At 58.6% G+C, this 25,501-nt stretch carries 29 protein-coding genes; 21 read left to right on the plus strand and 8 right to left on the minus strand.

The window, feature by feature from the left end:
* Window positions 1-13 precede the first annotated feature (13 nt).
* The 8 genes from hutI to ACR0BD_RS13115 all read left to right on the plus strand — a co-directional run bounded on the left by hutI (window position 14) and on the right by ACR0BD_RS13115 (window position 7,308).
* A complete protein-coding gene (gene hutI, locus ACR0BD_RS13080) occupies window positions 14-1,222 on the plus strand; it encodes an imidazolonepropionase (RefSeq protein WP_480831045.1) in 1,209 nt (402 codons plus the stop codon).
* Window positions 1,219-2,748 (plus strand): histidine ammonia-lyase, encoded by a 1,530-nt coding sequence (gene hutH / locus ACR0BD_RS13085; RefSeq protein WP_480831047.1) that lies wholly within the window; start codon window positions 1,219-1,221, stop codon window positions 2,746-2,748. The genes hutI and hutH overlap by 4 nt, the downstream gene beginning before the upstream one ends.
* Window positions 2,748-3,545 carry an N-formylglutamate deformylase gene (gene hutG / locus ACR0BD_RS13090; RefSeq protein ID WP_480831048.1) on the plus strand — a complete coding sequence of 266 codons (798 nt, stop codon included), beginning with the start codon at window positions 2,748-2,750 and terminating at the stop codon, window positions 3,543-3,545. Before hutH ends, hutG begins: the two co-directional genes overlap by 1 nt.
* Window positions 3,542-5,224 (plus strand): urocanate hydratase, encoded by a 1,683-nt coding sequence (gene hutU / locus ACR0BD_RS13095; protein WP_480831050.1) that lies wholly within the window; start codon window positions 3,542-3,544, stop codon window positions 5,222-5,224. Before hutG ends, hutU begins: the two co-directional genes overlap by 4 nt.
* 70 nt (window positions 5,225-5,294) lie before the next feature.
* Window positions 5,295-6,173 carry a phosphoserine phosphatase SerB gene (gene serB, locus ACR0BD_RS13100; RefSeq protein WP_480831052.1) on the plus strand — a complete coding sequence of 293 codons (879 nt, stop codon included), beginning with the start codon at window positions 5,295-5,297 and terminating at the stop codon, window positions 6,171-6,173.
* 46 nt (window positions 6,174-6,219) lie between these two features.
* The gene (locus tag ACR0BD_RS13105) at window positions 6,220-6,549 is read left to right on the plus strand and encodes an ArsR/SmtB family transcription factor (protein ID WP_480698057.1); all 330 of its coding nucleotides are present in this window, start codon (window positions 6,220-6,222) and stop codon (window positions 6,547-6,549) included.
* Window positions 6,537-6,965, plus strand: coding sequence for an SRPBCC family protein (locus tag ACR0BD_RS13110; protein WP_480831054.1), 429 nt, complete (start codon window positions 6,537-6,539; stop codon window positions 6,963-6,965). Before ACR0BD_RS13105 ends, ACR0BD_RS13110 begins: the two co-directional genes overlap by 13 nt.
* A 22-nt stretch (window positions 6,966-6,987) precedes the next feature.
* Entirely contained in the window at window positions 6,988-7,308 is a 321-nt protein-coding gene (locus ACR0BD_RS13115; RefSeq protein ID WP_480698055.1) for a YciI family protein, read from the plus strand.
* A 3-nt stretch (window positions 7,309-7,311) separates the two neighbouring features.
* On the opposite strand, the gene ACR0BD_RS13120 is transcribed toward ACR0BD_RS13115, so the two are convergent.
* Window positions 7,312-8,310: an asparaginase gene (locus ACR0BD_RS13120; RefSeq protein ID WP_480831056.1), complete on the minus strand. Its 999-nt coding sequence runs from the start codon at window positions 8,308-8,310 to the stop codon at window positions 7,312-7,314.
* Between the two features lie 178 nt (window positions 8,311-8,488).
* On the opposite strand from ACR0BD_RS13120, the gene ACR0BD_RS13125 reads away from it, so the two are divergent.
* The 4 genes from ACR0BD_RS13125 to ACR0BD_RS13140 all read left to right on the plus strand — a co-directional run bounded on the left by ACR0BD_RS13125 (window position 8,489) and on the right by ACR0BD_RS13140 (window position 11,582).
* The gene (locus ACR0BD_RS13125; RefSeq protein WP_480831058.1) at window positions 8,489-9,022 is read left to right on the plus strand and encodes an invasion associated locus B family protein; all 534 of its coding nucleotides are present in this window, start codon (window positions 8,489-8,491) and stop codon (window positions 9,020-9,022) included.
* 55 nt (window positions 9,023-9,077) lie between these two features.
* On the plus strand, window positions 9,078-9,455 hold the full coding sequence (locus tag ACR0BD_RS13130) for a lysozyme inhibitor LprI family protein (protein ID WP_480831060.1): 378 nt from the start codon (window positions 9,078-9,080) through the stop codon (window positions 9,453-9,455).
* Between the two features lie 79 nt (window positions 9,456-9,534).
* Window positions 9,535-10,725 (plus strand): dual-specificity RNA methyltransferase RlmN, encoded by a 1,191-nt coding sequence (gene rlmN / locus ACR0BD_RS13135; protein WP_480831062.1) that lies wholly within the window; start codon window positions 9,535-9,537, stop codon window positions 10,723-10,725.
* A gap of 230 nt (window positions 10,726-10,955) precedes the next feature.
* A complete protein-coding gene (locus ACR0BD_RS13140; RefSeq protein ID WP_480831064.1) occupies window positions 10,956-11,582 on the plus strand; it encodes a cytochrome P460 family protein in 627 nt (208 codons plus the stop codon).
* A gap of 3 nt (window positions 11,583-11,585) precedes the next feature.
* Here the strand turns inward: ACR0BD_RS13140 and ACR0BD_RS13145 are convergent, their stop codons facing one another.
* Both ACR0BD_RS13145 and ACR0BD_RS13150 read right to left on the minus strand, forming a co-directional pair.
* Window positions 11,586-11,930, minus strand: coding sequence for a hypothetical protein (locus ACR0BD_RS13145; protein ID WP_480831066.1), 345 nt, complete (start codon window positions 11,928-11,930; stop codon window positions 11,586-11,588).
* Window positions 11,927-12,844 carry a DnaJ C-terminal domain-containing protein gene (locus ACR0BD_RS13150; protein WP_480831068.1) on the minus strand — a complete coding sequence of 306 codons (918 nt, stop codon included), beginning with the start codon at window positions 12,842-12,844 and terminating at the stop codon, window positions 11,927-11,929. Before ACR0BD_RS13150 ends, ACR0BD_RS13145 begins: the two co-directional genes overlap by 4 nt.
* Before the next feature lie 160 nt (window positions 12,845-13,004).
* On the opposite strand from ACR0BD_RS13150, the gene ACR0BD_RS13155 reads away from it, so the two are divergent.
* Window positions 13,005-13,388 (plus strand): hypothetical protein, encoded by a 384-nt coding sequence (locus tag ACR0BD_RS13155; protein ID WP_480831070.1) that lies wholly within the window; start codon window positions 13,005-13,007, stop codon window positions 13,386-13,388.
* Here ACR0BD_RS13155 and ACR0BD_RS13160 read toward each other — a convergent pair whose 3' ends face one another.
* Window positions 13,389-14,486 carry a cystathionine gamma-lyase gene (locus ACR0BD_RS13160; RefSeq protein ID WP_480831072.1) on the minus strand — a complete coding sequence of 366 codons (1,098 nt, stop codon included), beginning with the start codon at window positions 14,484-14,486 and terminating at the stop codon, window positions 13,389-13,391. It lies immediately after the preceding gene.
* 1 nt (window position 14,487) lies between these two features.
* Complete coding sequence (locus ACR0BD_RS13165) at window positions 14,488-15,330, minus strand: LOG family protein (protein ID WP_480831073.1); 843 nt, start codon at window positions 15,328-15,330, stop codon at window positions 14,488-14,490.
* Window positions 15,331-15,409: 79 nt separating this feature from the next.
* Here ACR0BD_RS13165 and ACR0BD_RS13170 point away from each other — a divergent pair, with 79 nt between their 5' ends.
* Together ACR0BD_RS13170 and dapD are read left to right on the plus strand one after the other, a co-directional pair.
* Window positions 15,410-16,327, plus strand: coding sequence for a threonine/serine dehydratase (locus ACR0BD_RS13170; protein WP_480831075.1), 918 nt, complete (start codon window positions 15,410-15,412; stop codon window positions 16,325-16,327).
* Window positions 16,328-16,425: 98 nt separating this feature from the next.
* Window positions 16,426-17,253, plus strand: coding sequence for a 2,3,4,5-tetrahydropyridine-2,6-dicarboxylate N-succinyltransferase (dapD, locus tag ACR0BD_RS13175; protein WP_480698043.1), 828 nt, complete (start codon window positions 16,426-16,428; stop codon window positions 17,251-17,253).
* A gap of 61 nt (window positions 17,254-17,314) precedes the next feature.
* On the opposite strand, the gene ACR0BD_RS13180 is transcribed toward dapD, so the two are convergent.
* Complete coding sequence (locus ACR0BD_RS13180) at window positions 17,315-17,650, minus strand: cupin domain-containing protein (protein ID WP_480698042.1); 336 nt, start codon at window positions 17,648-17,650, stop codon at window positions 17,315-17,317.
* A gap of 117 nt (window positions 17,651-17,767) precedes the next feature.
* On the opposite strand from ACR0BD_RS13180, the gene ACR0BD_RS13185 reads away from it, so the two are divergent.
* The gene (locus tag ACR0BD_RS13185) at window positions 17,768-18,112 is read left to right on the plus strand and encodes a hypothetical protein (RefSeq protein ID WP_480698041.1); all 345 of its coding nucleotides are present in this window, start codon (window positions 17,768-17,770) and stop codon (window positions 18,110-18,112) included.
* On the opposite strand, the gene ACR0BD_RS13190 is transcribed toward ACR0BD_RS13185, so the two are convergent.
* Window positions 18,109-19,167, minus strand: coding sequence for a transporter substrate-binding domain-containing protein (locus tag ACR0BD_RS13190; protein ID WP_480698040.1), 1,059 nt, complete (start codon window positions 19,165-19,167; stop codon window positions 18,109-18,111). The genes ACR0BD_RS13185 and ACR0BD_RS13190 overlap by 4 nt on opposite strands.
* A gap of 206 nt (window positions 19,168-19,373) precedes the next feature.
* On the opposite strand from ACR0BD_RS13190, the gene dapE reads away from it, so the two are divergent.
* From dapE to rnr, 3 genes are read left to right on the plus strand one after another with little or no spacing between them, the layout of a single operon-like run.
* Window positions 19,374-20,513: a succinyl-diaminopimelate desuccinylase gene (dapE, locus tag ACR0BD_RS13195; protein ID WP_480831078.1), complete on the plus strand. Its 1,140-nt coding sequence runs from the start codon at window positions 19,374-19,376 to the stop codon at window positions 20,511-20,513.
* A gap of 1 nt (window position 20,514) precedes the next feature.
* On the plus strand, window positions 20,515-21,090 hold the full coding sequence (locus tag ACR0BD_RS13200) for a TIGR04282 family arsenosugar biosynthesis glycosyltransferase (RefSeq protein ID WP_480831079.1): 576 nt from the start codon (window positions 20,515-20,517) through the stop codon (window positions 21,088-21,090).
* 48 nt (window positions 21,091-21,138) lie between these two features.
* Window positions 21,139-23,397, plus strand: coding sequence for a ribonuclease R (rnr, locus tag ACR0BD_RS13205; protein WP_480831081.1), 2,259 nt, complete (start codon window positions 21,139-21,141; stop codon window positions 23,395-23,397).
* A gap of 55 nt (window positions 23,398-23,452) precedes the next feature.
* Here the strand turns inward: rnr and ACR0BD_RS13210 are convergent, their stop codons facing one another.
* Entirely contained in the window at window positions 23,453-23,806 is a 354-nt protein-coding gene (locus tag ACR0BD_RS13210; protein ID WP_480831082.1) for a DUF1801 domain-containing protein, read from the minus strand.
* Between the two features lie 20 nt (window positions 23,807-23,826).
* On the opposite strand from ACR0BD_RS13210, the gene ACR0BD_RS13215 reads away from it, so the two are divergent.
* Window positions 23,827-24,165 (plus strand): hypothetical protein, encoded by a 339-nt coding sequence (locus ACR0BD_RS13215; protein WP_480831084.1) that lies wholly within the window; start codon window positions 23,827-23,829, stop codon window positions 24,163-24,165.
* Between the two features lie 61 nt (window positions 24,166-24,226).
* A complete protein-coding gene (locus tag ACR0BD_RS13220; protein WP_480831291.1) occupies window positions 24,227-25,501 on the plus strand; it encodes a lytic murein transglycosylase in 1,275 nt (424 codons plus the stop codon).

The raw sequence follows: 25,501 nt of genomic DNA on the forward strand, positions 1-25,501 counted from the left end.
CAGAAGAATCGGCATGACGGCAAATTCAGTCCTCTTCAGCGCATGCGTGGCTACGATGACAGATGGCCCGATGCCGTACGGGATATGCCGGGACGGCGCTGTCGCTATTGAAGATGGAAAGATAGCCTGGGTGGGGCCGCGGCGTGACTTGCCGGAGGCGTTTTCCGACTGGCCGATACGTGATTTCGGCGACCGGCTGATCACGCCGGCTTTGATTGATGCGCATACGCATCTGGTTTTCGGAGGCAACAGAGCAGCCGAATTCGAAATGCGCCTGAACGGGGCATCTTACGAGGACATCGCGCGGGCCGGGGGTGGGATTTTGTCCACCGTTCAAGCAACGCGCGCAGCGACTGAGGCCGCGTTGCTGTCTGACGCCCTAACCCGCGCCGACGCGTTGTTGGCAGAGGGCGTTAGTTGCCTGGAAATCAAATCGGGATACGGGCTGGATATCGAGACCGAGCTAAAGATGCTGCGCGTCGCCCGAAAGGTTGGCGAAGCCCGACCGGTACGGGTCAGGACCAGCTTCTTGGGCGCACACGCCGTACCGCCTGACTATGCCTCGGACCCTGATGCCTATTTGAAAGAGGTCTGTATTCCCGCTTTGCGGGCGGCCTTTGCAGAAGGTTTGGTGGACGCAGTAGACGGGTTTTGCGAAGGCATTGCCTTTTCACCACAACAGATCGCCCTTGTTTTCGACGAAGCCCAAAATCTCGGGTTGCCCATCAAGCTGCACGCAGAACAGCTATCGAATTTGGGTGGTGCCAAACTGGCAGCGGGATACGGTGCGTTATCTGCAGATCACATAGAATACCTTGATCAGGACGGCGTAGAAGCGATGGCCGCGGCGGGTACGGTCGCGGTTCTGTTGCCCGGTGCCTTTTATACCCTGCGCGAAACACAGGTGCCGCCTGTTGCGCTGCTGCGCAAAAATGCTGTTGCGATGGCGTTGGCGACGGATTGCAACCCGGGCTCGTCGCCGCTGACGTCGCTGCTGTTGACCATGAATATGGCCTGCACCTTGTTTCGCCTAACCCCCCAAGAGGCATTGGCCGGGGTGACACGGCATGCAGCGCAAGCGCTTGGTTTGCAGGATACCGGCCAAATCGCAGTGGGTATGCGCGCGGATCTTGCGGTTTGGGATGTCGCGCACCCGGCCGAGCTGTCGTACCGCATGGGATACAACCCATTGCACGCGCGGTACTTTGAGGGGGCGGAATGATGCGCCTTGTACCCGGGCAGGTTTCCATCGCCGAATTGGCTGAAATCTATTGGCGGCAGCGATCGGCGACGCTCGACCCGATTTGCAAACATCTTGTCGAGGCGGCCGCCGAACGGATCCAAACCGCCGCTGCCGGAGACGCTGCCGTCTACGGCGTCAATACAGGCTTTGGGAAACTGGCCAGCCACAAGATCGCGCCCAAAGATACGGCTCTTTTGCAACGAAACCTGATCCTGAGCCATTGCTGCGGTGTGGGCCCCGCGACGCCGCGACGGGTGGTTCGTCTGATGATGGTGTTAAAGCTTTTGTCTTTCGGGCGTGGTGCGTCCGGTATTCGTTGGGAACTGATCGCTTTGTTGCAGGACATGCTGGATCGCGGTGTCACGCCCGTGGTCCCAGCGCAAGGTTCGGTTGGTGCGTCCGGTGATCTGGCCCCATTGGCGCATATGGCTGCTGTTTTGATCGGAGAAGGGCAAGCTGAGGTAAATGGCTCGGTCCTGTCGGGGCGTGCAGCCCTGCAGTCCTGCGGGTTAGAGCCTGTTGAGCTTGGCCCGAAAGAGGGTTTGGCGCTGATCAATGGCACCCAGTTCTCAACCGCTTATGCCTTGGCCGGTTTGTTTCAGGCTTGGCGGGCTGCGCAAAGCGCATTGGTGATCTCGGCGCTGTCCACGGATGCGATCATGGGATCAACCGCTCCGCTGCAGCCGGAAATCCACACCTTGCGCGGACATCGGGGCCAGACCGAGGCCGCGAACGCGATGCGCGCGGCGCTGACGGGTTCCGCGATACGGGAAAGTCACCGCGACGGGGATACGCGCGTGCAGGATCCGTATTGCATCCGATGTCAGCCACAGGTCACGGGTGCGGCCATGGACGTGATGCGGCAGGCCGCAGCGACCCTTGAGGTCGAGGCAAACGCAGCAACGGATAACCCGCTGGTGTTGAACGGCGTCGACGCCATTGTCTCAGGCGGAAATTTCCATGCTGAACCTGTCGGGTTTGCCGCCGACATGATTGCTTTGGCGATTTCGGAAACAGGTGCCATCGCGCAACGGCGGATCGCGCTTATGGTCGACCCTGCGCTCAGTTTTGATTTGCCCCCGTTTCTGACCCCGGAACCGGGCCTGAACTCTGGTCTGATGATTGCCGAGGTGACGACAGCCGCGTTGATGAGTGAAAATAAGCATCTCGCGAACCCTTGCGTGACCGACAGCACGCCCACTTCGGCCAATCAGGAAGATCACGTTTCAATGGCCGCGCATGGGGCTCGGCGTCTGGGGCGAATGGTCGAAAATCTGAACTACATCCTGGGTGTCGAGCTTTTATGCGCTGCGCAGGGCGTAGAATTCCGAGCTCCTTTGAAAACCAGTACACCGTTGGGGCGTGTCATCGACCGGTTAAGAGCTGATGTCGCAGCGCTGTCAGATGACCGGTACCTCGCGCCCGACCTGGAAAAGGCCAAGGCATTGGTCGCAGAGGGCGACATTTTGGCTTCTGTCGGGACCCCCATGCCGGAGTTGGCTTGATGCAGATGGTCAGCGTGCAAAAGGGTGATGGCCCTCTTGTTCTGGGGCAACCGCACGGCGGTACATTCGTGCCCGACGCGATCGCGGATCGTCTGAATAATGTTGGACGGGCATTGGCGGATACGGATTGGCACATAAACAGGCTCTATGATGAATTGAGCCCAGCAGCGACGGTGGTGCAGGCCCATGTCAATCGCTATGTGATCGACGCCAATCGGGATCCTGAAGGTGTTTCGCTGTATCCGGGTCAGAACACCACCAGCCTTGTCCCCCTGACCGATTTTGACGGCAGACCCATATGGAAAGAAGGGCAGCAGCCTACTGACGATGAGGTCGCGGATCGGCGCGAGATGTACCATGCGCCGTACCATGCGGCGCTTGGTGCTGAACTGGAGCGTGTTCGTGCGAAACATGGCGTGGCTGTCTTGTTTGATTGCCACTCGATCCGCAGCCGGATTCCATTTCTGTTCCAAGGGACGCTTCCTGATCTGAACATTGGTACACACAACGGCACAAGCTGTGCGCCCGTGCTTGAAGCGATCGCGCATGAGTTTTCGGCATCGTCCCCATACAACACGGTGTTGAACGGCCGCTTCAAAGGTGGGTGGACAACCCGGCACTACGGTCGACCCGACGCAGATGTGCACGCCATCCAGATGGAGCTGGCGCAATCTACATACCTGGCCGCCGAATACGCGCCGTGGCGCTATGACACGACCAAAGCCACGCGTCTGCGCCGCTGGCTGCGCGACATATTGGATGCCGTCCAGGACACTGCATTGGAGCTTGCCCCATGACCGATTCACGCAAGAACACCCGAGACGTCTTTCCACCCACAGGGCCCGAATTGAATGCCAAAAGCTGGGTGACCGAGGCACCACTTCGCATGTTGATGAACAATCTGCACCCGGATGTAGCGGAAAACCCCCATGAACTTGTGGTTTATGGCGGTATTGGGCGCGCCGCGCGTACATGGGAAGATTTCGACAGGATTGTTGCGGGTCTGAAGGATCTGGAACAGGACGAAACCCTGATTGTTCAATCGGGCAGGCCGGTGGCAATCATTCGCACCCACAAGGATGCGCCCCGCGTTTTAATTGCGAATTCGAACCTTGTGCCGCACTGGGCGACTTGGGATCACTTTAATGAGCTCGATAAGAAAGGCCTGATGATGTACGGCCAGATGACCGCCGGGTCGTGGATTTACATCGGCACGCAGGGCATCGTTCAAGGCACGTATGAGACTTTTGCCGAAGCTGGACGTCAGCACTACGGCGGTGATCTGACCGGCAAATGGATTCTGACCGGCGGCTTGGGTGGCATGGGCGGCGCGCAGCCCTTGGCGGCCGTGTTCGCCGGGGCTTGCTGTCTGGCGGTTGAATGCAACCCGGACAGTATCGATTTCCGTCTACGCACCAAATACCTCGATGAAAAGGCCGAAACGCTGGATGAAGCTCTGGCCATGATCGATCGCTGGACCAAGGCGGGCGAGGCGAAGTCTGTTGGGTTGTTGGGCAACGCTGCCGAGGTGTTCCCTGAGATTTACCGCCGCATGACCGAGGGTGGAATGCGCCCAGACATCGTCACTGACCAGACCAGCGCCCATGACCCGATCAACGGCTATCTCCCGCTGGGGTGGTCCATGGCTGAGTGGCGTGACCAGCGGGAATCAGACCCTAAAACGGTGGAAAAAGCAGCGCGCGCGTCGATGAAACAGCATGTGGCGGCGATGGTCGATTTCTGGAACGCCGGTGTGCCGACGCTGGATTACGGCAATAACATCCGCCAGGTCGCGCTGGATGAGGGGCTAGAGAACGCCTTTGCCTTTCCCGGCTTTGTTCCCGCCTATATCCGTCCGTTGTTCTGCAAGGGGATCGGCCCGTTCCGCTGGTGTGCTTTGTCTGGCGACCCCGAGGACATCTACAAAACCGACGCCAAGATGAAAGAGCTGTTCCCCGAGTATGAGCATCTGCACCGCTGGCTGGACATGGCGCAGGACCGGATTGCGTTTCAGGGCTTGCCGGCCCGTATCTGCTGGATTGGTCTTGGCGATCGTCACCGCGCAGGGTTGGCCTTTAACGAGATGGTCGCCAATGGCGAGCTCAAAGCCCCTATCGTGATTGGACGGGATCATCTGGATTCGGGCTCTGTCGCCAGTCCGAACCGGGAAACCGAGGCGATGCTGGATGGCTCGGACGCGGTCAGCGATTGGCCTTTGTTGAACGCGCTTATCAATACGGCCAGCGGTGCCACATGGGTATCACTGCATCATGGCGGCGGCGTCGGCATGGGGTTCAGCCAGCACGCGGGTGTGGTGATTTGCGCGGACGGCACCGAAGACGCGGCCAAACGGCTCGAGCGCGTTTTGTGGAATGACCCGGCCTCGGGCGTCTGGCGTCATGCGGATGCTGGATATGAGGCCGCCAAAGACTGCGCCCGCGAACACGGTCTGCGTCTGCCGGGTATTCTAGGCTAGGGCACAACTGTCCTCTGGCGCATATGCTGCACCTGCGATATCCCGCAGGTGAGCTTGCCGGAGACCGAAGATGTACGTAGCCACCCTTTTGACGAACCCCGAACGAAACGCGTTGGATCAGACCCTGATCGAGTCGTTACGGAATGCGTGGGGTGGCGGGGATGCCCGGTGGCTCAGCCCCGACGAAGCGGCCGAGTTTCCATTGGCGGATTTGCCGGGCAATCAGTGGGACGTCTGGGCCGATCTGCAGAAAATGCACACCGATCTGATCATTCAGCCTGCAGAAGGGCGCCGCAAAAAGATGCTGCTGGCTGACATGGACAGCACCATGATCCAACAGGAATGTATTGACGAATTGGCGGACGAGGCCGGCGTTGGCGACAGGGTCAAGGACATCACTGCGCGCGCCATGAACGGAGAGCTGGATTTCGAGGGCGCCCTGACCGAGCGTGTCGGATTGCTCAGGGGATTGGACGAGGCCGTGATTGAAAAGGTGCTGAGCGAGCGCATCACCCTGATGCCCGGCGGCAAAGAGCTGGTCGGCACGATGCGCGCCAATGGCGGTTATGCGGCTTTGGTTTCGGGCGGGTTCACCGCATTTACGGCCAAGGTGGGGGCCGAACTGGGGTTTGACGAAAACCGTGCCAATACTCTGTTGGCCGAAGGGGGCAAGCTGACCGGGGATGTGCAGCGGCCTATTCTGGGCCGTCAGGCCAAGGTCGATGCGCTGGAACAGATCACCAACCGGCTGGGTTTGTCCGAATCGGATGTCATCGCCGTGGGTGATGGTGCGAATGATCTTGGGATGCTGGGGCGGGCTGGAACCGGTGTGGCGCTGCACGCCAAACCTTCGGTCGCGGAACAGTGCGAGGTTCGCGTAAACCACGGGAACCTCACGGCTTTGCTGTTCCTACAGGGGTATGCACGGAGCGAATTTGCCGAGGCCTAAAACCTCGGGGCTTTCTTCTATTTAACAAAAATGTTAAACAATGATCATGAACACGCTTCTGATCACTTTTTCTGCGTTGTCCGACGCAACGCGTTTCTCGATTGTCGAGCAACTGATGCAGGATGGCGAATTGCCTGCCGGTGACCTGATCCAAGGGCGGGGCATGTCCGGTGCCGCAATCTCGCGCCATTTGAAACTGCTGCGTGAGGCCGGGTTGGTGCGGCAACGCATCGAGGGATCAAAACGTCTGTATTCGATCCGTCCCGAAGGTTTGCGCGCCATTGCCGACTGGACGATCTCTAAGCGTGAGTTCTGGGAAAGCAGCCTCGACCGTCTTGGCGATATTATCGAAAGGGAAAACTCATGGCCGACCTGAAACTGGAACGGGAATTTCCCATAAGCCCCGAAGATTTGTTCGCATGGGTCAGCGACGGTGCCCGACTGATGCAATGGTGGGGGCCTGAGGGGATGCACGTACCCGAACACGATCTGGATTTCTCGCGTACCGGCCCGTGGTACTCGGTGATGCAAAACAGCGAGGGCCAGCAATACAAGGTTTCGGGGCATGTGACGCATGTCGATGCACCGCATTCTGTTGGTTTTACCTGGGCCTGGCATGACGATCAGGACCAAAGAGGTGCCGAAAGCCACGTGACATTTACGGTCACCGCAACCCAATCCGGTTCCCGTCTGGTGCTGGATCATCGCGAGCTGGCGGATGCCGAAGTTGCCGCAAATCATAATCAAGGCTGGACGTCCTCGCTGCGCAAGCTCGAGGCGCAGGCGAAATAGTTTTTCAGAAGGGAGGAGCATCATGCCCCAGTTTTTGTTTGTTTATCACGGGGGACACACCCCAACCGATCCTGCCGAGGTCGAGGCTACGATGGCCGCTTGGGGTGCATGGTTTCAGGGTATGGGACCCGCGCTGGAGATACCCGGCAATCCTGTTGGGCAGTCCTATACCGTCAGCAGCAGTGGCGTCGTCGACAATGGCGGCGCGAATCCGGCATCGGGCTTTACGGTGATCAAGGCCGACAGCATTGATGCAGCGACCCAGATGGCCAAGGGCTGCCCGATGGTCGTGAACGGCTCAGGCTCGGTCGAGGTGGCCGAGATACACGAGATCGAGATGTGAGGCCTAGCCTGGAAATCCCGGCGCAGGTTTGATCACACCGCATTCCAACCCTCTGCGGCTGTATTGTGTAGCATTCATGAATTTGCGCGTGGCCGGGTGATCGGCCTCCAGCACACCAAGGCTCACCAGAATTGCCGCAATCGCGCACTCACTGGCACGCGTGGTGCCATCGGTGATCTTGAGCGCGACACCCATCCGCTTTTCAGGGATGATCGCAACAAACACGGCCTCGGCCCCGGTTTTGATTGCCGCACGGCCATTCATGGCTCGCATCAGCTCGGTACAGGCACGGGTTTCACCTGCTACCAGTTCAGGGTGCTTGATCATTGCAGCGGTGAGCTGCTGCGCGGCATCACTGGCCCTGTTTGATCGGTCCGCGGCCGAGGCGAACCATGCCATCGACCGCGCCAGTCCAGCCAAAGAGGTCGCGAAATTTGGGGCTGAACAGCCGTCGATGCCGTAGGCCGGGCTGGTCTCACCTGTCGTTTCTTCGATCGCGGACAGACAGGCCTGCTGAACCGGGTGGTCAATCTCAAGATATTCGGGGCCTGCACCCATATGCTGTGCCACCGTAAGGAACCCGCAGTGTTTGCCCGAACAGTTGTTGTGTATTTGGCAAGGCGTGTCATCTGCCAGGATCAGCACGTCCCGCGCCACCATATCCTGTGGTTCCTGCGCGCCACATCGAAGGTCGGGTTCAGTCAGGCCCAGATGATCCAACCAGGCAGATACGCGGCCGGTGTGAATATGTGCGCCACTATGTGACGCGCAGGCCAGTGCAAGATGTTCCGAGGTCAACCCGAACTTGGCCGCGGCCCCGGACGTGATCAGCGGCAAGCCCTGAATCATTTTTGCTGACGACCTGGGATAGATCACGACGTCGGGGTCACCCCAACTGCGCACGATCTGGCCTGTATCATCGCAGATCACCGCATGTCCCAGATGCAGGCTTTCCAGCAACGGGCCTCGCCATAGTTCTGTCATTGGTATTGGCTGTGTCATCCGGGCCCTCCGTAACATGCGCAAAAATCTGCCAATTGCCCTTTCGCCTGTGGCGAAACCTGCGTTAGTGTGTGTATGTCGGCAATCACCGAAAGACGCAACTTACAGACGAGCCAGGCAGGGTTCGCACGCAGTTTCGGTGGGTATGAGGTATTAGGTCGAGCTAGGAGGCTGGACGATGGGATCAAAGCTTGTCCGCGTGATCGCGGGCCTTTGCGTGGCGGGGCTGGCCACAACTGCAACTGCCCAACAGGCGACAAGCACCAACAGGGTTGCCGCCAAGACGGACTGGAGCGTGTTCGTCGAAGATGACCCAACAGAATGCTGGAGCGTGTCTGCGCCCAAGGAAACCGTGAATACTCGCGGTGGACGGGTTGTTTCGGTACGGCGCAGCGACATTCTGCTGTTCGTGTTCTACCGCCCGAACGCCGAGGTCAAAGGACAGGTAACCTTTACCGGCGGCTATCCTTTCGCAGCTGGTTCAACCGTCAATCTTGATATCGACGGGACAAAGTTCGAGCTGATCACCGAAGGTGAATGGGCGTGGCCTGCAACGGAAGGCGAAGACCTGAAAGTCGTGGCCGCCATGAAACGTGGAACCGAGGCTGTGCTGACCGCAAGATCAGAACGTGGAACGCAGACCAAAGATACGTTCTCGCTGTTGGGCTTTACCGCAGCGATTGAAGACGCAGAAACCCGCTGCACGAACTGATCCGGAAACGGTCATGATATGTTAGGCTGGGGCAACCATAATCGGGAGCCCCGCCATGCGTTATACCGCCCTTATTTGTCTTGTGCCGTTCACTGCGCTTGCTGATCCGACGCTGGAATGCGCCGATGCCGCTTCGCAGATCGAAATCGGCGCCTGCGTCTCCAAGATGGAAGAACAGGTAAACGCTGCCGTGAACGCGGCGTTTGGTTTTGCGTCAGGTGCAGCCAAAGAACTGGATGAAATAACCGACCGCGCCGCCGCCCTTCCAGCATTGGAGGCATCTCAAACCGCCTGGGCAGCGTATCGAGACGCGCAATGCGAGGCCGTCGGCGCATCATTTGGTGGCGGATCTGGCACAGGCATAGGTATCACCGCCTGCCGGGTTCAACTGGGCCGCGCGCGTGTGGACGAATTGCTGCGCTATTCGAATTAGGTCTGTCGAATTCTTTTGATCTTTGCGCTGGGTCCTATATAGAGGCGCATCCCAAGCCAGAATCCGTTGAGACAAGCCAATGTCGTCCAAAGCGCCGATCACTCAAGACGTCATGACCATCCCCCGCAAATTACCGGAGGGGAAGGTAAACCTTGTGGGTTTGACCCGTGATCAACTGCGCGAGGCGCTGATCGAGCACGGCACGCCGGAAAAGCAGGCCAAGATGCGGACCGGACAGATCTGGCAGTGGATCTACCAGTGGGGCGTGCGTGACTTTGCCGAGATGACGAATCTGGCCAAGGCGTACCGCGCTCAGCTAGCCGAAAACTTCGTGATCGAAATCCCCGAAGTCGTGACCCGTCAAGTGTCCGAGGACGGCACTCGCAAATACCTGTGCCGCATCGCCGGTGGGCACGAGGTCGAGGTTGTCTATATCCCCGAAGAGGATCGCGGCACGCTGTGTATCTCATCCCAGGTGGGCTGTACGTTGACATGTTCGTTCTGTCACACGGGCACACAGAAACTTGTGCGTAACCTGACGGCAGCGGAAATTGTCGGTCAGGTGATGATGGCGCGCGACGATCTTGAGGAATGGCCTACCCCCGGCGCCCCCAAGGATGAAACCCGTCTGCTGTCCAACATTGTTCTGATGGGCATGGGTGAGCCGCTTTATAATTTCGATAACGTCCGTGACGCGATGAAGATCGCAATGGACCCCGAAGGGATTTCCCTGTCGCGTCGGCGGATCACTCTGTCGACGAGCGGCGTGGTGCCGGAAATCGCGCGCACGGCCGAGGAAATTGGGTGCCTTCTGGCGATCTCTTTCCACGCCACCACCGATGAGACGCGCGATGTGTTGGTGCCGATCAACAAACGATGGAATATCGAAGAGCTTCTGCAGGCGCTGGCCAGCTACCCGAAAGCCTCGAATTCCGAGCGGATTACGTTTGAATATGTCATGCTGGACGGCGTGAACGATACGGATGAAGATGCCCATCGCCTGATAGATCACATCAAGCGCCACAACATTCCTGCAAAGATCAACCTGATCCCGTTCAATGAATGGCCGGGCGCGCCTTACAAACGCAGTTCGAACAACCGCATCCGGGCCTTTGCGAACATTATCTATCAGGCAGGATATGCATCGCCGATCCGTAAAACGCGAGGCGAAGACATCATGGCAGCCTGCGGCCAGTTAAAGTCAGCGACCGAGCGCGCACGTAAATCTCGCAAGCAAATTGCGGCAGAAGCGGGCCTTAGCGGGCAGTAAGCGCAAAATTTGATCGAGATGTGAACAGATTCAGTGGCGATGCCGCTGTCTATTGCATGCGGAATTTGGTATATTTGTGGGGCCTGAACGGGTGAAGCACTCGTACACCAGCGCAAACACAGCGCAGTTTCACCTGTTTTTTGGCAAGAATACGCGTGGCCGCTATCCAATAGCCACTCACATGACGTGCGGCGCTCCTGTGAAACGAATTTACCGGTTGGGCCATAAGAATGTATTTGGACTTGATACGACGTAACCTCGGCGTTCTGTCGGGATTTGGGCTGACTTGCGCGGTAGCCTTTGGCGCGGCAGCGCAATCTGAAAGTGAAAGCGCGCATCTGGCGATTGAAAACCCCGCTGAGCTTTCCAAGGAAAAAGCGCTGAGCATTTACACCTCGCTAAAGCGCCGGATGGCCCGTGGGTATGCCGCGGCGCAGATGGACCTTCTGAGGAATTACCAGAATTGGCCGCTTTTCAACGACGCGCCCTATATCTCGGCGACGCATGGTCAGAGGTTTGTAAACAGCTATGCGAACAGAATGGCCCATAACTACGGCACCTTGCAGGAGGGTGAGCAATTGCCGATGGGCTCGGTGCTGGCCAAGGACAGCATAACCGTGACAGACGAAGGCAATATCCATCCGGGCGCGCTATTTGTGATGGAGAAACTGGCCCAAGGTGCCAGCCCGGACACTGCCGATTGGCGTTACATTATGGTGATGCCGGATGGGTCTTTGTTCGGTGATACGATGGGCGACCGTGCTAATGTTGTGGCGTATTGCCACGATTGCCACGCGGCAGTCGCTGATCGGGATTATACTTTTTTTGTCCCCGAAGAGTATCTGGTGAAAAACTGAAACCTAACGCTGTCCGAACCGCGCGGTGCCGATCACATTAATCAGGCTCTGGCGCACAGATTCGGGTTGCGCTTCGACGGCGGACAGCACCTCGCGCAGTTCAGCGCGCAACCCGTGCATTTGGTCGATCAGCGACATCATCATCGACAAGGCGTCGGCTTCCATATCGTATTGGTCATGCAGTTCGCAGGCCAGTTCAAGCCGGGCTACGTCGATCCGGTGATAGACCAGCCCTGCCTCAGTCTGTTCGGGGATAACGATTTCTGCGGCCAGATACTCGGTCAGGCGTGTTGAAGTCAGACGTGCAACGGCTGCAATCAGTTCCTCTTCGGTCAATGTTCGGCTCATGACGGCATTCCTTTGCGGGGATCATAGCGATGGTTTTCTCGCCATGTCTCCATGAAGCTTTTCAGGTCATCGTCGATCTGATCAGGGACCGTGACGGTGAGTTCGATCAGTTGATCACCCCGTTCAGAAGTTCCCCGTTTCTTGACGCCCTTGCCACGCAGGCGCAGCGTCTTGCCGCTGCTGGTTCCGGCGGGCACATTTACGTTTACGCCACCGTCGATCGTAGGCGCGGGAACCTTTCCGCCCAGAACGGCCTCGTCCAGCGTGATGGGCAGGGTGATGTGGATGTCGTCACCCTGCCGGTCAAACACCGGATGCGCCGCCACTGAAACAGTGACCAGCGCGTCGCCGGGCGGCCCACTCCCAAAGCCCGGATCACCCTTGCCACGCAGGCGGATGGTTTGGCCATCTGTGATCCCGGCGGGGATTTTCACCTCAATCCGGTCACCATCGGGCAGGGTCAGTTTCTGGCTGGCACCAAAAACCGCATCAAGAAAGCTGATCTGCAGGCTATAGCTGCGGTTATGCCCAGGGGCGTGAAATTCCTGAGAACGCTGGCCATACCCGCCGCGCCCGCGCATGAATTCGGCAAAGATGTCGGACATATCTTCGGGGTCAGCGGCGCGCCCGCGATACGGATTTCCCGCAGCTTCGGCATAGTCACGATAATACTGCTGTTGCGGTCGTTCTTGACCTGACGCGTCAATCTCGCCTGCGTCATAACGGGCCCGCTTTTCGGGGTCTTTCAGCAGGTCATAGGCGGCGGCAGCGGCTTTGAACTTTGCCTCGGCCTTGGCATCACCGGGTTTCAGATCCGGATGGCATTCCTTTGCGATGCGTCGATAAGCCTTTTTGATTTCAGCTTCGGTGGCATCTTTGGCGACACCAAGGGTGGAATAGGGATCGTCGCTCATCTCACCTCTCGTCAAATGGGGCGGGGGTCTGAACTTGATGAATGGGTTTTATCATGCGATTTCAATGGCCCAAAAGGAAGGGGCTTTTGAAACGCCTCGCTAAATCGCCTAGTTCTGCTAATATCTAAATGTTTTAAGTGAATTGCTGACGGAGATCGAAATGACGCGCAGACTCAAGTCCATTCTGGCCCTGCTGGCCGGCAATGCCATCGGATTGATGCTGGCAGCACTGTTGTTGCCCGAATTTGCGATCAGACCGATCTCATTCATTGTTGTCGTGATTGTCTTTACCCTGATCCAGTGGATCGCCGAGCCGTTGATCTTAAAGCTGGGTGCTAAGCGCGCGCCAGCGATCAAGGGCGGTATTGCGTTGATTGTGACGTTCGTGGGTCTGTTGCTGACCGATCTCATCACAAACGGTCTGACCGTTGGCGGTATTTCGAACCTGTTGGCGGCGACACTGCTGGTTTGGCTGGGCGCTTTGATCGCCAGCATTGTGCTGCCGATTTATGTCTTTACCGAGCTGCGCGAAGCCAAGAAGTAATCACAGCGCATTCAGGCTGGCGTCGATTGCCTGCCAAAGCTCCTCAACCGGTTCGCACCCAACCGACAGCCGGACAAAGGCGGGGTCGACATCGTCGCCCCATCGCGCGCGGCGTTCAGCAGAACTGTGGACGCCGCCAAACGAGGTTGCCGGGCGCAGCATCGGACAGGTGTTGATAAACGCCTCGGCCTGCTCCTCGGTCTTTAAAGTTACCGACAACAGGAAACCGAACCGTGCCGTTTGCGCCTTGGCCAACGCATGAGAGGGGTCATCCGGCAGGCCCGGATAGCGGATCGCCTGAACTGCGGGGTGTTTTGCCAGCTTTTCGGCCAGCACCTGAGCAGAAGAACACATCCGGTCAAAGCGTACATCCAGCGTTTCCAGCCCGCGATGTAACAGCCAGGCCTCATGCGGTCCGGGGATCGACCCCGAGACGCGCCGCCATTCTTCGACCCTTTCCATGATCTGGGGGTTTCGGCTGGCGACATGGCCCATCAAAAGGTCAGAATGACCGCCCATCGCTTTGGTGTCCGAGGCAACGACAACGTCGATACCCAGTTCTAGTGGCCGTTGGCCAAGTGGGGTCAATGTTGTGTTGTCCGCTATCGTCACACCTCCGCTCGCGCGAACCGCGGCGGCGATGGCGGGCAGGTCCATCATATCAAGGCCCGGGTTCGATGGGCTTTCAACAAAGACAACGTCGAAGTCTTCAAACCCGCCATCCGCAAAAGCCGTTGTTGGGCGTTCTGTGACAGAGACCCCAAGACCGGCAAGAAACCGGTCCGCCAACACACGGGTTACATAATACCCATCTGATGGGATCAGAATACGCGACCCCGACTTTACCAGGGCGAACAGCGCCGCAGAGATCGCAGCCATACCAGACGGAAACGCAAGGCAGGGCGCGTCCTCGAGATGGGATAACACATGTTCCAGATGCGCCCAGGTTGGGTTGTTCACGCGACCATAGAAATCGTGCCCGTCCGGCAGGCCGGGTAAGTGAAACATACTGCTTTGTGTTAAGGGCAGCGCAACGGGGTCGCCTTTTTCCAAAGCATTCCCACGCAAGTGCAACATCTGACCGGTCTTTGGGGCCATATCAGCGACCCGGAATATCTTCACGGGGTGGGGCTGGCTCCCAATTCTCAATGAGGTCGACCGCTTCTTGCGCGGTATCGACAAAACGGAACAGGTCCAAATCTTCGTCCGAGATCGTGCCCGCGTCTGCCAGAGCTTCCCAATTGATGACTTTTTCCCAGAATTCGCGCCCGAAAAGCAGGAACGGTACACGTTCCATCCGGCCCGTCTGGATCAGGGTCAGGGACTCGAACAGCTCGTCCATCGTGCCAAAACCGCCGGGAAAGATCGTGATGGCGCGGGCGCGCATCAGGAAATGCATCTTGCGGATGGCAAAGTAGTGAAAGTTAAAGCTGAGCTCGGGCGTTACATACAGGTTCGGGGCTTGCTCGTGGGGCAACACGATATTCAGGCCAATCGAAGAGCCGCCCGCATCCTGTGCGCCACGGTTGCCAGCCTCCATCACGCCGGGGCCGCCACCGGTGACAATCACGTTTTCCTTGCCGCCGGTTTCGTTCGACTTCTCGGTCATTAGGCGTGCGAATTCGCGCGCCTCATCGTAATACTCGGACAGACCTGCCAGAGTTTCCGTGCGCGCAGTGTGTTTTTGCGAAGGTTCCGGGATACGCGCGCCGCCGAACATCACGATCGTCGAGGTGATGCCACGTTCGCTCATGACCATTTCGGGCTTGAGCAACTCTAGCTGCAGGCGAACCGGGCGCAGTTCATCCCGGCACAGAAATTCGTCATCCGCAAAGGCAAGGCGATAGGCAGGCGAGCGTGTTTGCGGCGTGTCAGGCACCTCGCTCGCGGTCGAGCGGTCGGTCTGTGCGTCGCGAAACGGGCTGTGGCGGTCTTCTCTCATAGGTGATCGATCCCTGCTTGCGTGTTTGACAAACAGCTATAGGGTTCGCGGGCAGAGTGCCAGTCACGGAAGAACAAGAATGAATTGGAAGAGTGAAATATCAGCCGCCGCTGATCGAATTGCCGGATACGCCCAAGTCACGCCAGTCATGGAAAGCCACGCTTTGGGGCTGGGCTATCCCGTCGAATTGAAGCTTGAGCATATGCAGCACACCGGCAGCTTCAAGGCGCGCGGCGCGTTTAACACTTTGCTCAGCATGGATGTGCCTGAGGCCGGAGTCGTGGCCGCCTCAGGCGGTAACCACGGGGCTGCGGCAGCTTATGCGGCTCAGACGCTGGGCTACCCTGCCAAGATTTTTGTTCCGGAACTGGCCGGGCCTTCCAAGATCAAATTGATCGAACAAACCGGCGCAGACCTGACCGTGGTCTCCGGTGAATACGCCAACGCCCTGACAGCGGCACAGGCCCACGAGGCGCAAACAGGGGCGATGCAGATCCATGCCTATGATGCACCTGCTACAGTTGCTGGTCAGGGCACATGTTTTGCCGAATGGGAAAGGCAGGGGCTGCAAGCGGACACCGTGTTGGTGGCCGTCGGCGGTGGCGGCTTGATCGCCGGAGCGTTGGCTTGGTTGCAAGGCACGCGCAAGGTCGTTGCGGTCGAACCCGAAACATCATGCGCCTTGCACGCCGCGCTAGAGGCCGGGGAATTGGTCGACGTTTCAGTCTCGGGGATTGCAGCCAATGCGCTGGGCGCACGCCGGATCGGGTCGATCTGTTTCGAACTTGCACAAGGGATGACGTCGGTCGTGGTCCCGGACTCTGCGATTGAAGAGGCGCAAAAGCTGTTGTGGCGCGCCCACAGAATTCTTGTGGAGCCAGCGGGCGCGGCAGCGCTGGCGGCGCTGATGTGCAACGCGTATCAGCCCAAGCCTGGCGAACGGGTGGCAGTGCTGATTTGCGGCGGCAATATTTCTCCGGATCCGCTGGGTGGGTGAAACAGCCGCAAGCCGCGCGTTCTGCGTCGCATTGCGCCATGGATGGTGCTTGCGTATAGGCAACACCAACGTGAACAGATTCGTCAGGGAGCCCCGAAATGTCTAACGCGCAACTGGAAGCCGCCATCGAAGCCGCATGGGAGGCACGCGATACCATCACACCCGCCACCACCGGCGAGACGCGTGAGGCTATCGAAGACACGCTGAATGCGCTGGACAGCGGTTCCCTGCGTGTTGCGGAAAAGCTGGAGAGCGGTGACTGGCATGTAAACCAATGGGCTAAAAAGGCGGTTCTGCTGGGATTCCGTATCAAGGATATGGAGATTCAGGACGGCGGCCCGCAGGCTGGTGGCTGGTGGGACAAGGTCGACAGCAAATTCGCCGGTTGGGGTGAAAACCAATGGCGCGCTGCGGGCTTCCGTGCGGTGCCGAACTGTGTTGTCCGAAAGTCTGCCTATGTCGCGCCCGGAGTGGTTCTGATGCCGTCGTTTGTAAACCTCGGTGCCTATGTCGACGAAGGCACCATGGTCGATACCTGGGCGACCGTCGGCTCGTGCGCGCAGATTGGCAAGAACGTTCACTTGTCCGGTGGCGTTGGTATCGGGGGTGTGCTTGAGCCGATGCAGGCCGGCCCGACCATCATCGAAGACAACTGCTTTATCGGTGCCCGGTCCGAAGTGGTCGAAGGCTGCATCGTTCGCGAAGGGTCAGTTCTTGGAATGGGTGTGTTCATCGGCAAATCCACCAAGATCGTCGATCGGGAAACCGGCGAAGTCATGTATGGCGAGGTACCACCTTACTCGGTCGTTGTGGCGGGCTCGATGCCGTCCAAGAACAATGTCAGCCTGTATTGCGCGGTAATCGTGAAACGCGTTGACGAAAAAACCCGCTCGAAAACCGGGATCAACGAGCTGCTGCGCGACTAAGAGAATCCTGAATGAACAAAAGGGCTGCAGCAGGACGTTGCAGCCCTTTTTTGTTGTTACGTCAGCTTTTGACCGGATAGCGATCGGGTTCTTCGAACACGTCAATCACCCGGCTGCCTGCCTTGATCTTGCCACCATGAATGACACCGGACGGAATGGTATAACTGTCGCCAGGACGATAAGTCTTGGTCTCATCCCCAATCGTCAGTTCAATCTCGCCTTCAATCACGGTGCCCCATTGCGCTTTGTGTGAATGTGGGGGCAGCTCGAAATCCTTTAGGAAAGTAAAAAACGCGACAAGCCCTGCGTCTGATCGAACCACCGCGCTTTGAACCACATCCTCGGGGAAGGGGACGTCCAGGCTGGGAAAATCGGTAATGAAATCGGGATAGGTCATAGCGCCGCCTTTGCTTGCTGTTGGCAGAAAATCTGGGGCCAATATGGCGCGCGTCGGTTAAGCTGGCAATCGCCGGTGCGGCTTGACCGGAACCGGGTGCGCGGATATGGCCCCCGCATGGAAAAGCAAAAGAAACCCTCTCGTCAGCAGGTTTATACCCTGCTTGTGCAAATCGGCCGGAAAGAGGGCGACGGCTTGCCCGAAGGCGCGACAGGCGCTGCTTTGATGTGCTTTGCCAGCGGTGTGGACGAAGCTGAGGCCGTGCGCGAAACCGTGGCGATCCTGAAACAGGCGGACACTGCGCCACTGGACGTGACGGGATACGGAACACTGGCCGAGCGCGAGGCCCAAGGCCATGACATTGATCCCGATGAACGCGCCCTGATGCAGCGCGCGCTGGACGAAAACGCGGTTATTGTCGCGCAGATGACACCGTTTTTCGGGGACGAGGGGCAGGGTTAGTTCCGAACCCCGAACCACTTGCGGTAAATTTCTTCATAGGTGCCGTCTTCACGCAGTGACAGCAGGGCCTGATTGACATCTTCAACCAGTGGTGAACCGGTCGGAAATGCGATGCCGTAATTCTCGCGCAGGAAAATCCCGCCCGTCATCGATGCAAAACGGCGCCCGTCATGGGCGGCATAATAGGACAGGATCGGAGCATCGAATACGACAGCATCCAGGTCTTCGGCTTCGAAGGCTGCCAGCATCGGCTCCAACCCGTCAAACCCGGTAAACTCGATTTCACGCCGGTTCAGAAAATTCGCCGCGGTCGAGTTAGAGATCGTGCCGACCTGCTTGCCATAGAGGTCATTAACTGAATTCACGTTGCCGCTGATGGCATCCACCGTCATGACCGAGGTTATCCGGGCGGTGAACACGGAAACGATGAATAGCGACGACACGACCAGCACAACACCCAGTATCCGTCCGAACGGGGTACGGGGCATACGTTCCTCGAAGCCGCCATTCACAACCAGGTTGAGCGCCCACCAGAAGGATGGAAACCAGGCCTCGTCCAGCTTGCGATCGAAATAGGGTTGGGAGCGGCGCTCGAATATCCACATCAACATTCCGCCACCCAAAAGGATGGCAAAGGCAAGCCCGATTGCGATGAATAGCTCAACCGACAGCAGCGCCTGCAGCAAAGACGGGCGACGCACGGCGTCCGACGGAACCATGATCTGCAGGCCTGCTTCGAAAATCGGCTGGCTAAAATCCATCTGGGTTTCGCGCGATGCCGTGATTGAGATATTGGCAATGGCCAGATCGGCGGTTCCGTCCTGAACCGCAACCAGCATGTCGCCGAAGCCTTCGACGCGGTTGATGCGGTAGTCCCAGCTCAGAGACTCGGCCAATGCCGCCAGCAAGTCCATCGAAAAGCCGACATCTGCCCCGTCCTCGACATAAGAGAACGGAGGTCGCGTCACCGTGGTGACCGTCAGCGTTTGCGCCTGGCTTTGCTGTGCAAGAACGGCGAAAGTCAGGCAGATCCATACGATTAGAGCGCGTATCATCGGCGTTACCTGTTTCGCGGCCCTGTAACGCAGAAATGAACGTGGCGGCAAGGTGGCCCAAGGGTAAACCTTCATGTTTTATTGCCGTATCAGTTCGAGAGTTTGCTAAAAAAGCCGATTGAATTCGGTCTGCAGGGGTTGGCAATCCGGCCAATTCGTTGAATCTGTGCGCGAACATCCCGCGCGTAATGGAAAAGGGGCCAAAGATGACAGATCCGGTACAGTTAACGGCAGACCTGATCCGTTGCCCTTCGGTCACACCCGAAGAGGGGGGCGCTTTGGTTTTGCTCGCGCAGGTTTTGTCCGCTGCCGGGTTTGAATGCACCCGTGTCGATCGCGGTGGGATCAGTAATCTGTTTGCGCGATGGGGTGCCAAAGGCCATCCGCGTAGTTTTGGTTTCAACGGGCACACGGATGTTGTCCCCGTCGGGGATGAGGACGCATGGACAACAGCGCCCTTCGGGGCGGAAATCCGCGATGGCGTGATGTACGGCCGTGGCACGACCGATATGAAATCCGGCGTAGCGGCCTTTGCCGCGGCGGCTGTCGATTTCGTACGCGACACACCACCGGACGGCGCGGTGATCCTGACTATAACTGGTGATGAAGAGGGCGACGCGCTGGATGGCACCACAGCCCTGCTGGATTTTATGGATATATCCGGAGAGCGGATGTCTGTCTGTTTGGTGGGCGAGCCGACCTGCCCCAACACCATGGGCGAGATGATGAAGATCGGGCGCCGCGGTTCGATGAATATCTGGTTCACTGTGACAGGCGTGCAGGGGCATGCGGCCTATCCCCACCGGGCCAAGAACCCTATGCCCGCGATGGCGCGGCTAATGGATCGCTTGGCCAGCCACGACCTGGATCAGGGCACAGACCATTTTGACGCCTCGACATTGGCCGTGGTGACGATCGACACCGGCAATCCCGCAACGAATGTTATCCCGGCGCAATGCACTGGGGCGGTGAATATCCGATTCAACGACCTGCATTCCGGCGCCAGCCTAAGTGATTGGCTGCGGGCCGAGGCGGCTGCCGTGGCAGATGAGTTCGGGGTTGAGATCGACGTTCGCATCAAAATCTCTGGCGAAAGCTTTCTGACCCCGCCGGGACCCCTGTCCGCGCTGGTTGCCAAGGCGGTTGAGGCGGAAACCGGTGTGGTACCCGAGATGTCGACAACGGGCGGTACATCGGACGCGCGTTTCGTGAAAGACCACTGCCCCGTAGTCGAATTCGGGTTGGTGGGCCGCACGATGCATCAGGTGGACGAATGTGTTGAGGTGGCGCAGATCGAACAGCTCAAGGCGATCTATACGCGCATCTTGCGGGACTATTTCGCCTGAGATGCAACGAACACTGGTTATCATGGTGAAAGAACCGCGACCGGGTCGGGTGAAAACCCGACTGGGCCGGGATATCGGCATGGTGGGCGCGGCGTGGTGGTTTCGCCATCAGACCCGCAACCTGATCCGGCGGTTACGCGATCCTCGGTGGCAGATCGTGCTGGCAGTCTCGCCCGACCGCGAAGGGCTGACCAGTCGTATCTGGCCCGCCGATCTGGCCCGCGCGCCGCAAGGGCGCGGCGATCTTGGTGATCGGATGGGGCGTATGTTGCGGGGCATGCCTACGGGCCCGGTTTGCCTTATTGGTGCAGATATTCCGGGTATATCCCGGGGCCATATCGCCCACGCGTTCAAGGCGTTGGGTCATGCGCAGATGACGTTTGGTCCTGCGCCTGACGGCGGGTATTGGCTGGTCGGCGCGCAACGATACGGTTCTTTGCCACTAAGTCTTTTTCGAAGTGTCCGCTGGTCGACCGAGCATGCGCTGGCTGACACTTTGGCCTCGGTCCCCGGTATGCGCGTTGCGATGTTGGAGCAGTTGCGCGATGTGGATACGGTTGCCGATCTGAAACCCTGATCCTTTTTTGGTCATGACGCGGTCGCACACCCGTGATAGGCCGAACTTATGAGTCGCATTCCCACCAAGCAGGAGGTCCTCGACTGGATCTCGGCGAACCCCACCCTGACCTCGAAACGCGATATTGCCAAAGCCTTTGGGATCAAAGGCGCGGCGCGGATCGACCTGAAACGTATCCTGCGTGAGCTTGAGGCCGAGGGCCATCTGGAAAAGCGCAAGCGCAGCTATCGTGACCCGGATCGGCTGCCGCCAGTTAGCGTGTTGCAGGTGAAGGCTCCGAATTCCGATGGCGATTTATTTGCCCGCCCATTGGAATGGCATGGGGAAGGGGTCGAACCCATCGTGTTGGTGATCACCCGCGCCAGCGATCCGGCGCTGGGCGAAGGCGACCGGATTTTGGCCCGTCTGACCGTGGTGCAGGAAGAGGACCACAACTATGAGGCCCGCCTGATCCGCCGGATCGGCACCAACCCCCGCAAGATCGTCGGCATCTTCCGCAAAGGGGCCGAGGGCGGGCGGATTGTGCCCATCGACAAGACCGGCCAAAACGAATGGCTGGTGCCCGAGGGCGCGCTGCTGGGTGCCAAGGATGGGGAGTTGGTCGAGGCCGAACAAGCGGGGCCGAAAAACCGCATGGGATTGCCGCGCGCGCGGATTGTAGAACGGTTGGGTGACCCCACCGCGCCCAAGGCGGTGTCGCTGATCGCGATCCACCAGCACGGCATCCCGGACGACTTCCCCGACAAAGTGATTTCTGAGGCCGACAAGGCCAAACCGGTCGGCCTGAAAGGTCGCGAAGATCTGCGGGACATGCCGCTGCTGACCATCGACCCTTCGGACGCGCGCGACCATGACGACGCGTGCTATGCGCATGCCGATGACGATCCCAAGAACCCCGGCGGGCATGTGATCTGGGTCGCGATTGCCGATGTGGCCGCCTATGTGCAGCCCGGAACAGCGCTGGACCGCGAGGCGCGCAAGCGCGGCAACTCCAGCTATTTCCCGGACCGCGTTGTGCCGATGTTGCCTGACCGTCTGTCGGGCGATTTGTGTTCGCTGCACGAAGGCGTCCCACGTGCCTGTATCGCAGTGCGGATGCAGATCGACGCGGACGGCAACAAGATCGGCCATCGCTTTGTGCGCGGCCTGATGCGCTCGGCCGCATCACTGCATTATGCCGAGGTGCAGGAGGCCATCGACGGTGCCCCCAACGACCGCACCGGACCCCTGCTGGAAACGGTGCTGAAACCGCTCTACGCCGCCTATGCCGCTCTGAAAAAGGCGCGGTCGGAACGGCAACCGCTTGAACTGGACCTGCCGGAACGCAAAATCGTGCTCAGCGATACTGGCGAAGTGACCAGCGTGGCCTTTCGCGACCGTTTGGACGCGCACAAGCTGATCGAAGAGTTCATGATCCTCGCTAATGTAGCTGCCGCCGAAACGCTGATCGCCAAACGCCGCCCGCTGCTGTTCCGCGTCCACGAGGAACCGGCCCCTGAAAAGTTGGAAAGCCTGCGCGAGACGGCTCAGGCGGCGGGCTTGAATCTTGCCAAAGGGCAGGTGCTACAAACCCGCCACCTGAACGCGCTGCTGAACGCCGCCGCCGGGACGGAAGATGCGGAACTGATCAACCTTACCACCCTGCGGTCGATGGCGCAGGCCTATTACAACCCCGAGAACTTCGGCCATTTCGGTCTGGCGCTGCGCAACTATGCGCATTTCACCTCGCCCATCCGCCGCTATGCGGACCTGATCGTACACAGGTCGCTGATCTCGGCGCATGGCTGGGGTAAGGACGGGCTGACCGAGGATGAAATTGCGCGGCTTGAAGAGACGGCAACCCATATCTCGGATACCGAGCGACGCTCGATGATGGCCGAGCGCGACACAACCGATCGCTACCTTGCAGCCTATCTCAGCGAACGTGTGGGCAACGAATTCACGGGTCGTATTAGTGGAATTGCGCGTTTCGGTGCGTTTGTGAAGATGGATGAAACCGGCGCGGACGGGCTGGTGCCTGTGCGTTCGTTGGGCCGCGAATTCTTCCATTTTGATCGTGAGGCGGGGACACTGATGGGATCAGACACCGGGCTGATCATTGCCATTGGTCAGCGTGTTACGGTTCGGCTAACCGAAGCGACGCCCGTGACCGGCGGGCTTGAGTTGGAGCTGCTGTCCATCGACGATCAGGCTTTGCCACGCGGGCGTGGGCCGTCCAAGCGAAGCACGCGTCGCAAAGCGGTCAGTACCAAACGCAAAAAGGACAAGATCAAGCGCAAGGTCGAGCGTAAGCGTCGTCAGAAATGATCCGCTCTTCTTAAAGCTTTTTCGAAACGTGATAAGTCAGGGCCCGAGCGATCAACTAGCCGTGGCGGGCCGCATAAATCTGAGATGGGTTATCAAACAGGACCGCACGGTTCCCGTCGAGCCGGTCTTCACCGAGAAAGGTCGAGGTGAAATCCCCTATCAACCGGCTTTGACAATGTACGAACAGCGCAAAGGGCGCCGCTTTGTGAGCACCCAACCGGATTGTGGATCCTTTCGGTGCCAGATAAGCGGGTTGCCCCCAGCGCAATGCCTCGTCCAGTGGGTTTGCCTGAGGTAAGGTCGCAGCTGTTTCAAAAATCAGCTCACGCAGGGCCAATGCACCGGCACGTGTCTCATCAGGTAGTGCGTCATAGGCTGCGGCGACTTTGGGATCTTTGAAGGGTGTCATCTTGGGGTCGCTTGCTGCCATTGTTCCTTGAGATTTGGACTCAGCCTATCTGGTTTTCGCCCGCAGAAAAATCGGGGTTTGTCCGGTCACAGCATTCCGCTGGCAATAGCGTTGCAGGTCACGTTAACCGCACGCTTATACAGTCGAGTTCAGTGACGGCATCGGCGCGACTGGCGCAGGACCCCGGCAAATGGTCTGAATCATTTCACTGCGACATTGAAACGATGCATGGCCTTGGTGCGGAAACCGACGGTGAAGCCGGGACGCGCCCATATCGCATTCTGACGGCACTGATGATCAATGGGAAGCAAAAGACCGCGAGTCCACAACCTGAGCGCTTTGTGAAATTCCGTTTTTGAGTTATCCTGAGGTTGAGCAGTAATCAGGAAATTCGGAATGCGTAAATGCTTAAGCGGCGTCATGACCGCTGCATTATGGGCATCCATAGTGCAGGCGGAATCCATCAATTCACCCAATGGGGCGGAGACGATACAACTCGCCTCTGCCGATGTTTCGGTGTCCATTCGGCCAGTCGTCCGACCAACGGTCAAGGAGTACCGAGTGTCAACCGAAGGTAACGCGCGGTTTCAGGCGTGGTTAGGGGCGTTTCGAAATCGGGCGCTGGAGCAGGGTATTTCGGCTACGACACTGGACCGGTCACTTGCCGGTTTGACCTACGATAAAGACGTTATCAAACGCGATCGAAACCAGGCAGAGTTTTCTAAACCGATATGGGAATATCTGGATGCCGCAGTTTCCGACCGACGTATTGCCAACGGGCGCGAAGGGCTGGAGCAGTACAAAACCACACTGACCCGGATCGAGGCTCAGTACGGCGTCGAGAAAGAGGTTGTGACTGCGATCTGGGGGCTGGAAACCTCGTTTGGCTCATTTCGCGGCAGCGACCAGACGCTGCGATCTCTTGCGACGCTCGCCTTTGACGCGAGACGAGCACAGTTTTTCGAAGCCCAGTTAATTGCAGCATTGCGTATCATTCAGGCTGGGGACGTTGACCCCAATGAAATGGTGGGCAGTTGGGCGGGTGCTATGGGGCATACGCAGTTCATGCCAACCTCGTACCTGGAACACGCGGTTGATTTCGACGGCGATGGACGGCGCGATATCTGGTCCGAGGACCCAACGGACGCGCTGGCATCTGCCGCGTCCTATTTGGCGCGGCACGGTTGGACCAAGGGTCAGCCCTGGGGTGTTGAAGTCCGGTTGCCGGAAGGTTTCGATTACGCCTCAGCGCAGCGGGGTTATACGTTGCTGCCGTCGGAGTGGGCGGCGCGTGGCGTTCTATCTCAAGATGGAAAGTCGGTGCCGGACCATGGTCAGGCCGCGATCCTGTTGCCCGCTGGTGGGCAGGGCGTTGCGTTGATGATCTTCGACAATTTCCGTGTGATCGAAAAGTATAATGGAGCCGACGCCTATGTGATCGGAATAGGTCACTTATCTGATCGTTTGCGCGGTCGTGGTTCATTTGAGGCCGAATGGCCACGCGCGGATCGCGTGCTGAGCTTTACCGAGAAAAAAGAACTGCAAAGCCTGCTGACTGAAGCCGGGTTTGATACGCAAGGCATTGATGGGCGGACGGGCCCGAATACGACCAAAGCAGTGCGGGCCTACCAGATGGCGCAGGGATTGCTTCCGGATGGTTATGCATCCCTGCGATTGTTAGAACGGCTGCGGTAG

It is taken from the genome of Ruegeria sp. G5 (genome assembly GCF_056533365.1).

Coding starts and splice junctions, on each gene's coding strand:
- hutI (WP_480831045.1), top strand. CDS start 14: ATGACGGCAAATTCAGTCCTCTTCAGCGCATGCGTGGCTACGATGACA.
- hutH (WP_480831047.1), top strand. CDS start 1,219: ATGATGCGCCTTGTACCCGGGCAGGTTTCCATCGCCGAATTGGCTGAA.
- hutG (WP_480831048.1), top strand. CDS start 2,748: ATGCAGATGGTCAGCGTGCAAAAGGGTGATGGCCCTCTTGTTCTGGGG.
- hutU (WP_480831050.1), top strand. CDS start 3,542: ATGACCGATTCACGCAAGAACACCCGAGACGTCTTTCCACCCACAGGG.
- serB (WP_480831052.1), top strand. CDS start 5,295: ATGTACGTAGCCACCCTTTTGACGAACCCCGAACGAAACGCGTTGGAT.
- ACR0BD_RS13105 (WP_480698057.1), top strand. CDS start 6,220: ATGAACACGCTTCTGATCACTTTTTCTGCGTTGTCCGACGCAACGCGT.
- ACR0BD_RS13110 (WP_480831054.1), top strand. CDS start 6,537: ATGGCCGACCTGAAACTGGAACGGGAATTTCCCATAAGCCCCGAAGAT.
- ACR0BD_RS13115 (WP_480698055.1), top strand. CDS start 6,988: ATGCCCCAGTTTTTGTTTGTTTATCACGGGGGACACACCCCAACCGAT.
- ACR0BD_RS13120 (WP_480831056.1), bottom strand. CDS start 8,310: ATGACACAGCCAATACCAATGACAGAACTATGGCGAGGCCCGTTGCTG.
- ACR0BD_RS13125 (WP_480831058.1), top strand. CDS start 8,489: ATGGGATCAAAGCTTGTCCGCGTGATCGCGGGCCTTTGCGTGGCGGGG.
- ACR0BD_RS13130 (WP_480831060.1), top strand. CDS start 9,078: ATGCGTTATACCGCCCTTATTTGTCTTGTGCCGTTCACTGCGCTTGCT.
- rlmN (WP_480831062.1), top strand. CDS start 9,535: ATGTCGTCCAAAGCGCCGATCACTCAAGACGTCATGACCATCCCCCGC.
- ACR0BD_RS13140 (WP_480831064.1), top strand. CDS start 10,956: ATGTATTTGGACTTGATACGACGTAACCTCGGCGTTCTGTCGGGATTT.
- ACR0BD_RS13145 (WP_480831066.1), bottom strand. CDS start 11,930: ATGAGCCGAACATTGACCGAAGAGGAACTGATTGCAGCCGTTGCACGT.
- ACR0BD_RS13150 (WP_480831068.1), bottom strand. CDS start 12,844: ATGAGCGACGATCCCTATTCCACCCTTGGTGTCGCCAAAGATGCCACC.
- ACR0BD_RS13155 (WP_480831070.1), top strand. CDS start 13,005: ATGACGCGCAGACTCAAGTCCATTCTGGCCCTGCTGGCCGGCAATGCC.
- ACR0BD_RS13160 (WP_480831072.1), bottom strand. CDS start 14,486: ATGGCCCCAAAGACCGGTCAGATGTTGCACTTGCGTGGGAATGCTTTG.
- ACR0BD_RS13165 (WP_480831073.1), bottom strand. CDS start 15,330: ATGAGAGAAGACCGCCACAGCCCGTTTCGCGACGCACAGACCGACCGC.
- ACR0BD_RS13170 (WP_480831075.1), top strand. CDS start 15,410: ATGAATTGGAAGAGTGAAATATCAGCCGCCGCTGATCGAATTGCCGGA.
- dapD (WP_480698043.1), top strand. CDS start 16,426: ATGTCTAACGCGCAACTGGAAGCCGCCATCGAAGCCGCATGGGAGGCA.
- ACR0BD_RS13180 (WP_480698042.1), bottom strand. CDS start 17,650: ATGACCTATCCCGATTTCATTACCGATTTTCCCAGCCTGGACGTCCCC.
- ACR0BD_RS13185 (WP_480698041.1), top strand. CDS start 17,768: ATGGAAAAGCAAAAGAAACCCTCTCGTCAGCAGGTTTATACCCTGCTT.
- ACR0BD_RS13190 (WP_480698040.1), bottom strand. CDS start 19,167: ATGATACGCGCTCTAATCGTATGGATCTGCCTGACTTTCGCCGTTCTT.
- dapE (WP_480831078.1), top strand. CDS start 19,374: ATGACAGATCCGGTACAGTTAACGGCAGACCTGATCCGTTGCCCTTCG.
- ACR0BD_RS13200 (WP_480831079.1), top strand. CDS start 20,515: ATGCAACGAACACTGGTTATCATGGTGAAAGAACCGCGACCGGGTCGG.
- rnr (WP_480831081.1), top strand. CDS start 21,139: ATGAGTCGCATTCCCACCAAGCAGGAGGTCCTCGACTGGATCTCGGCG.
- ACR0BD_RS13210 (WP_480831082.1), bottom strand. CDS start 23,806: ATGACACCCTTCAAAGATCCCAAAGTCGCCGCAGCCTATGACGCACTA.
- ACR0BD_RS13220 (WP_480831291.1), top strand. CDS start 24,227: ATGACCGCTGCATTATGGGCATCCATAGTGCAGGCGGAATCCATCAAT.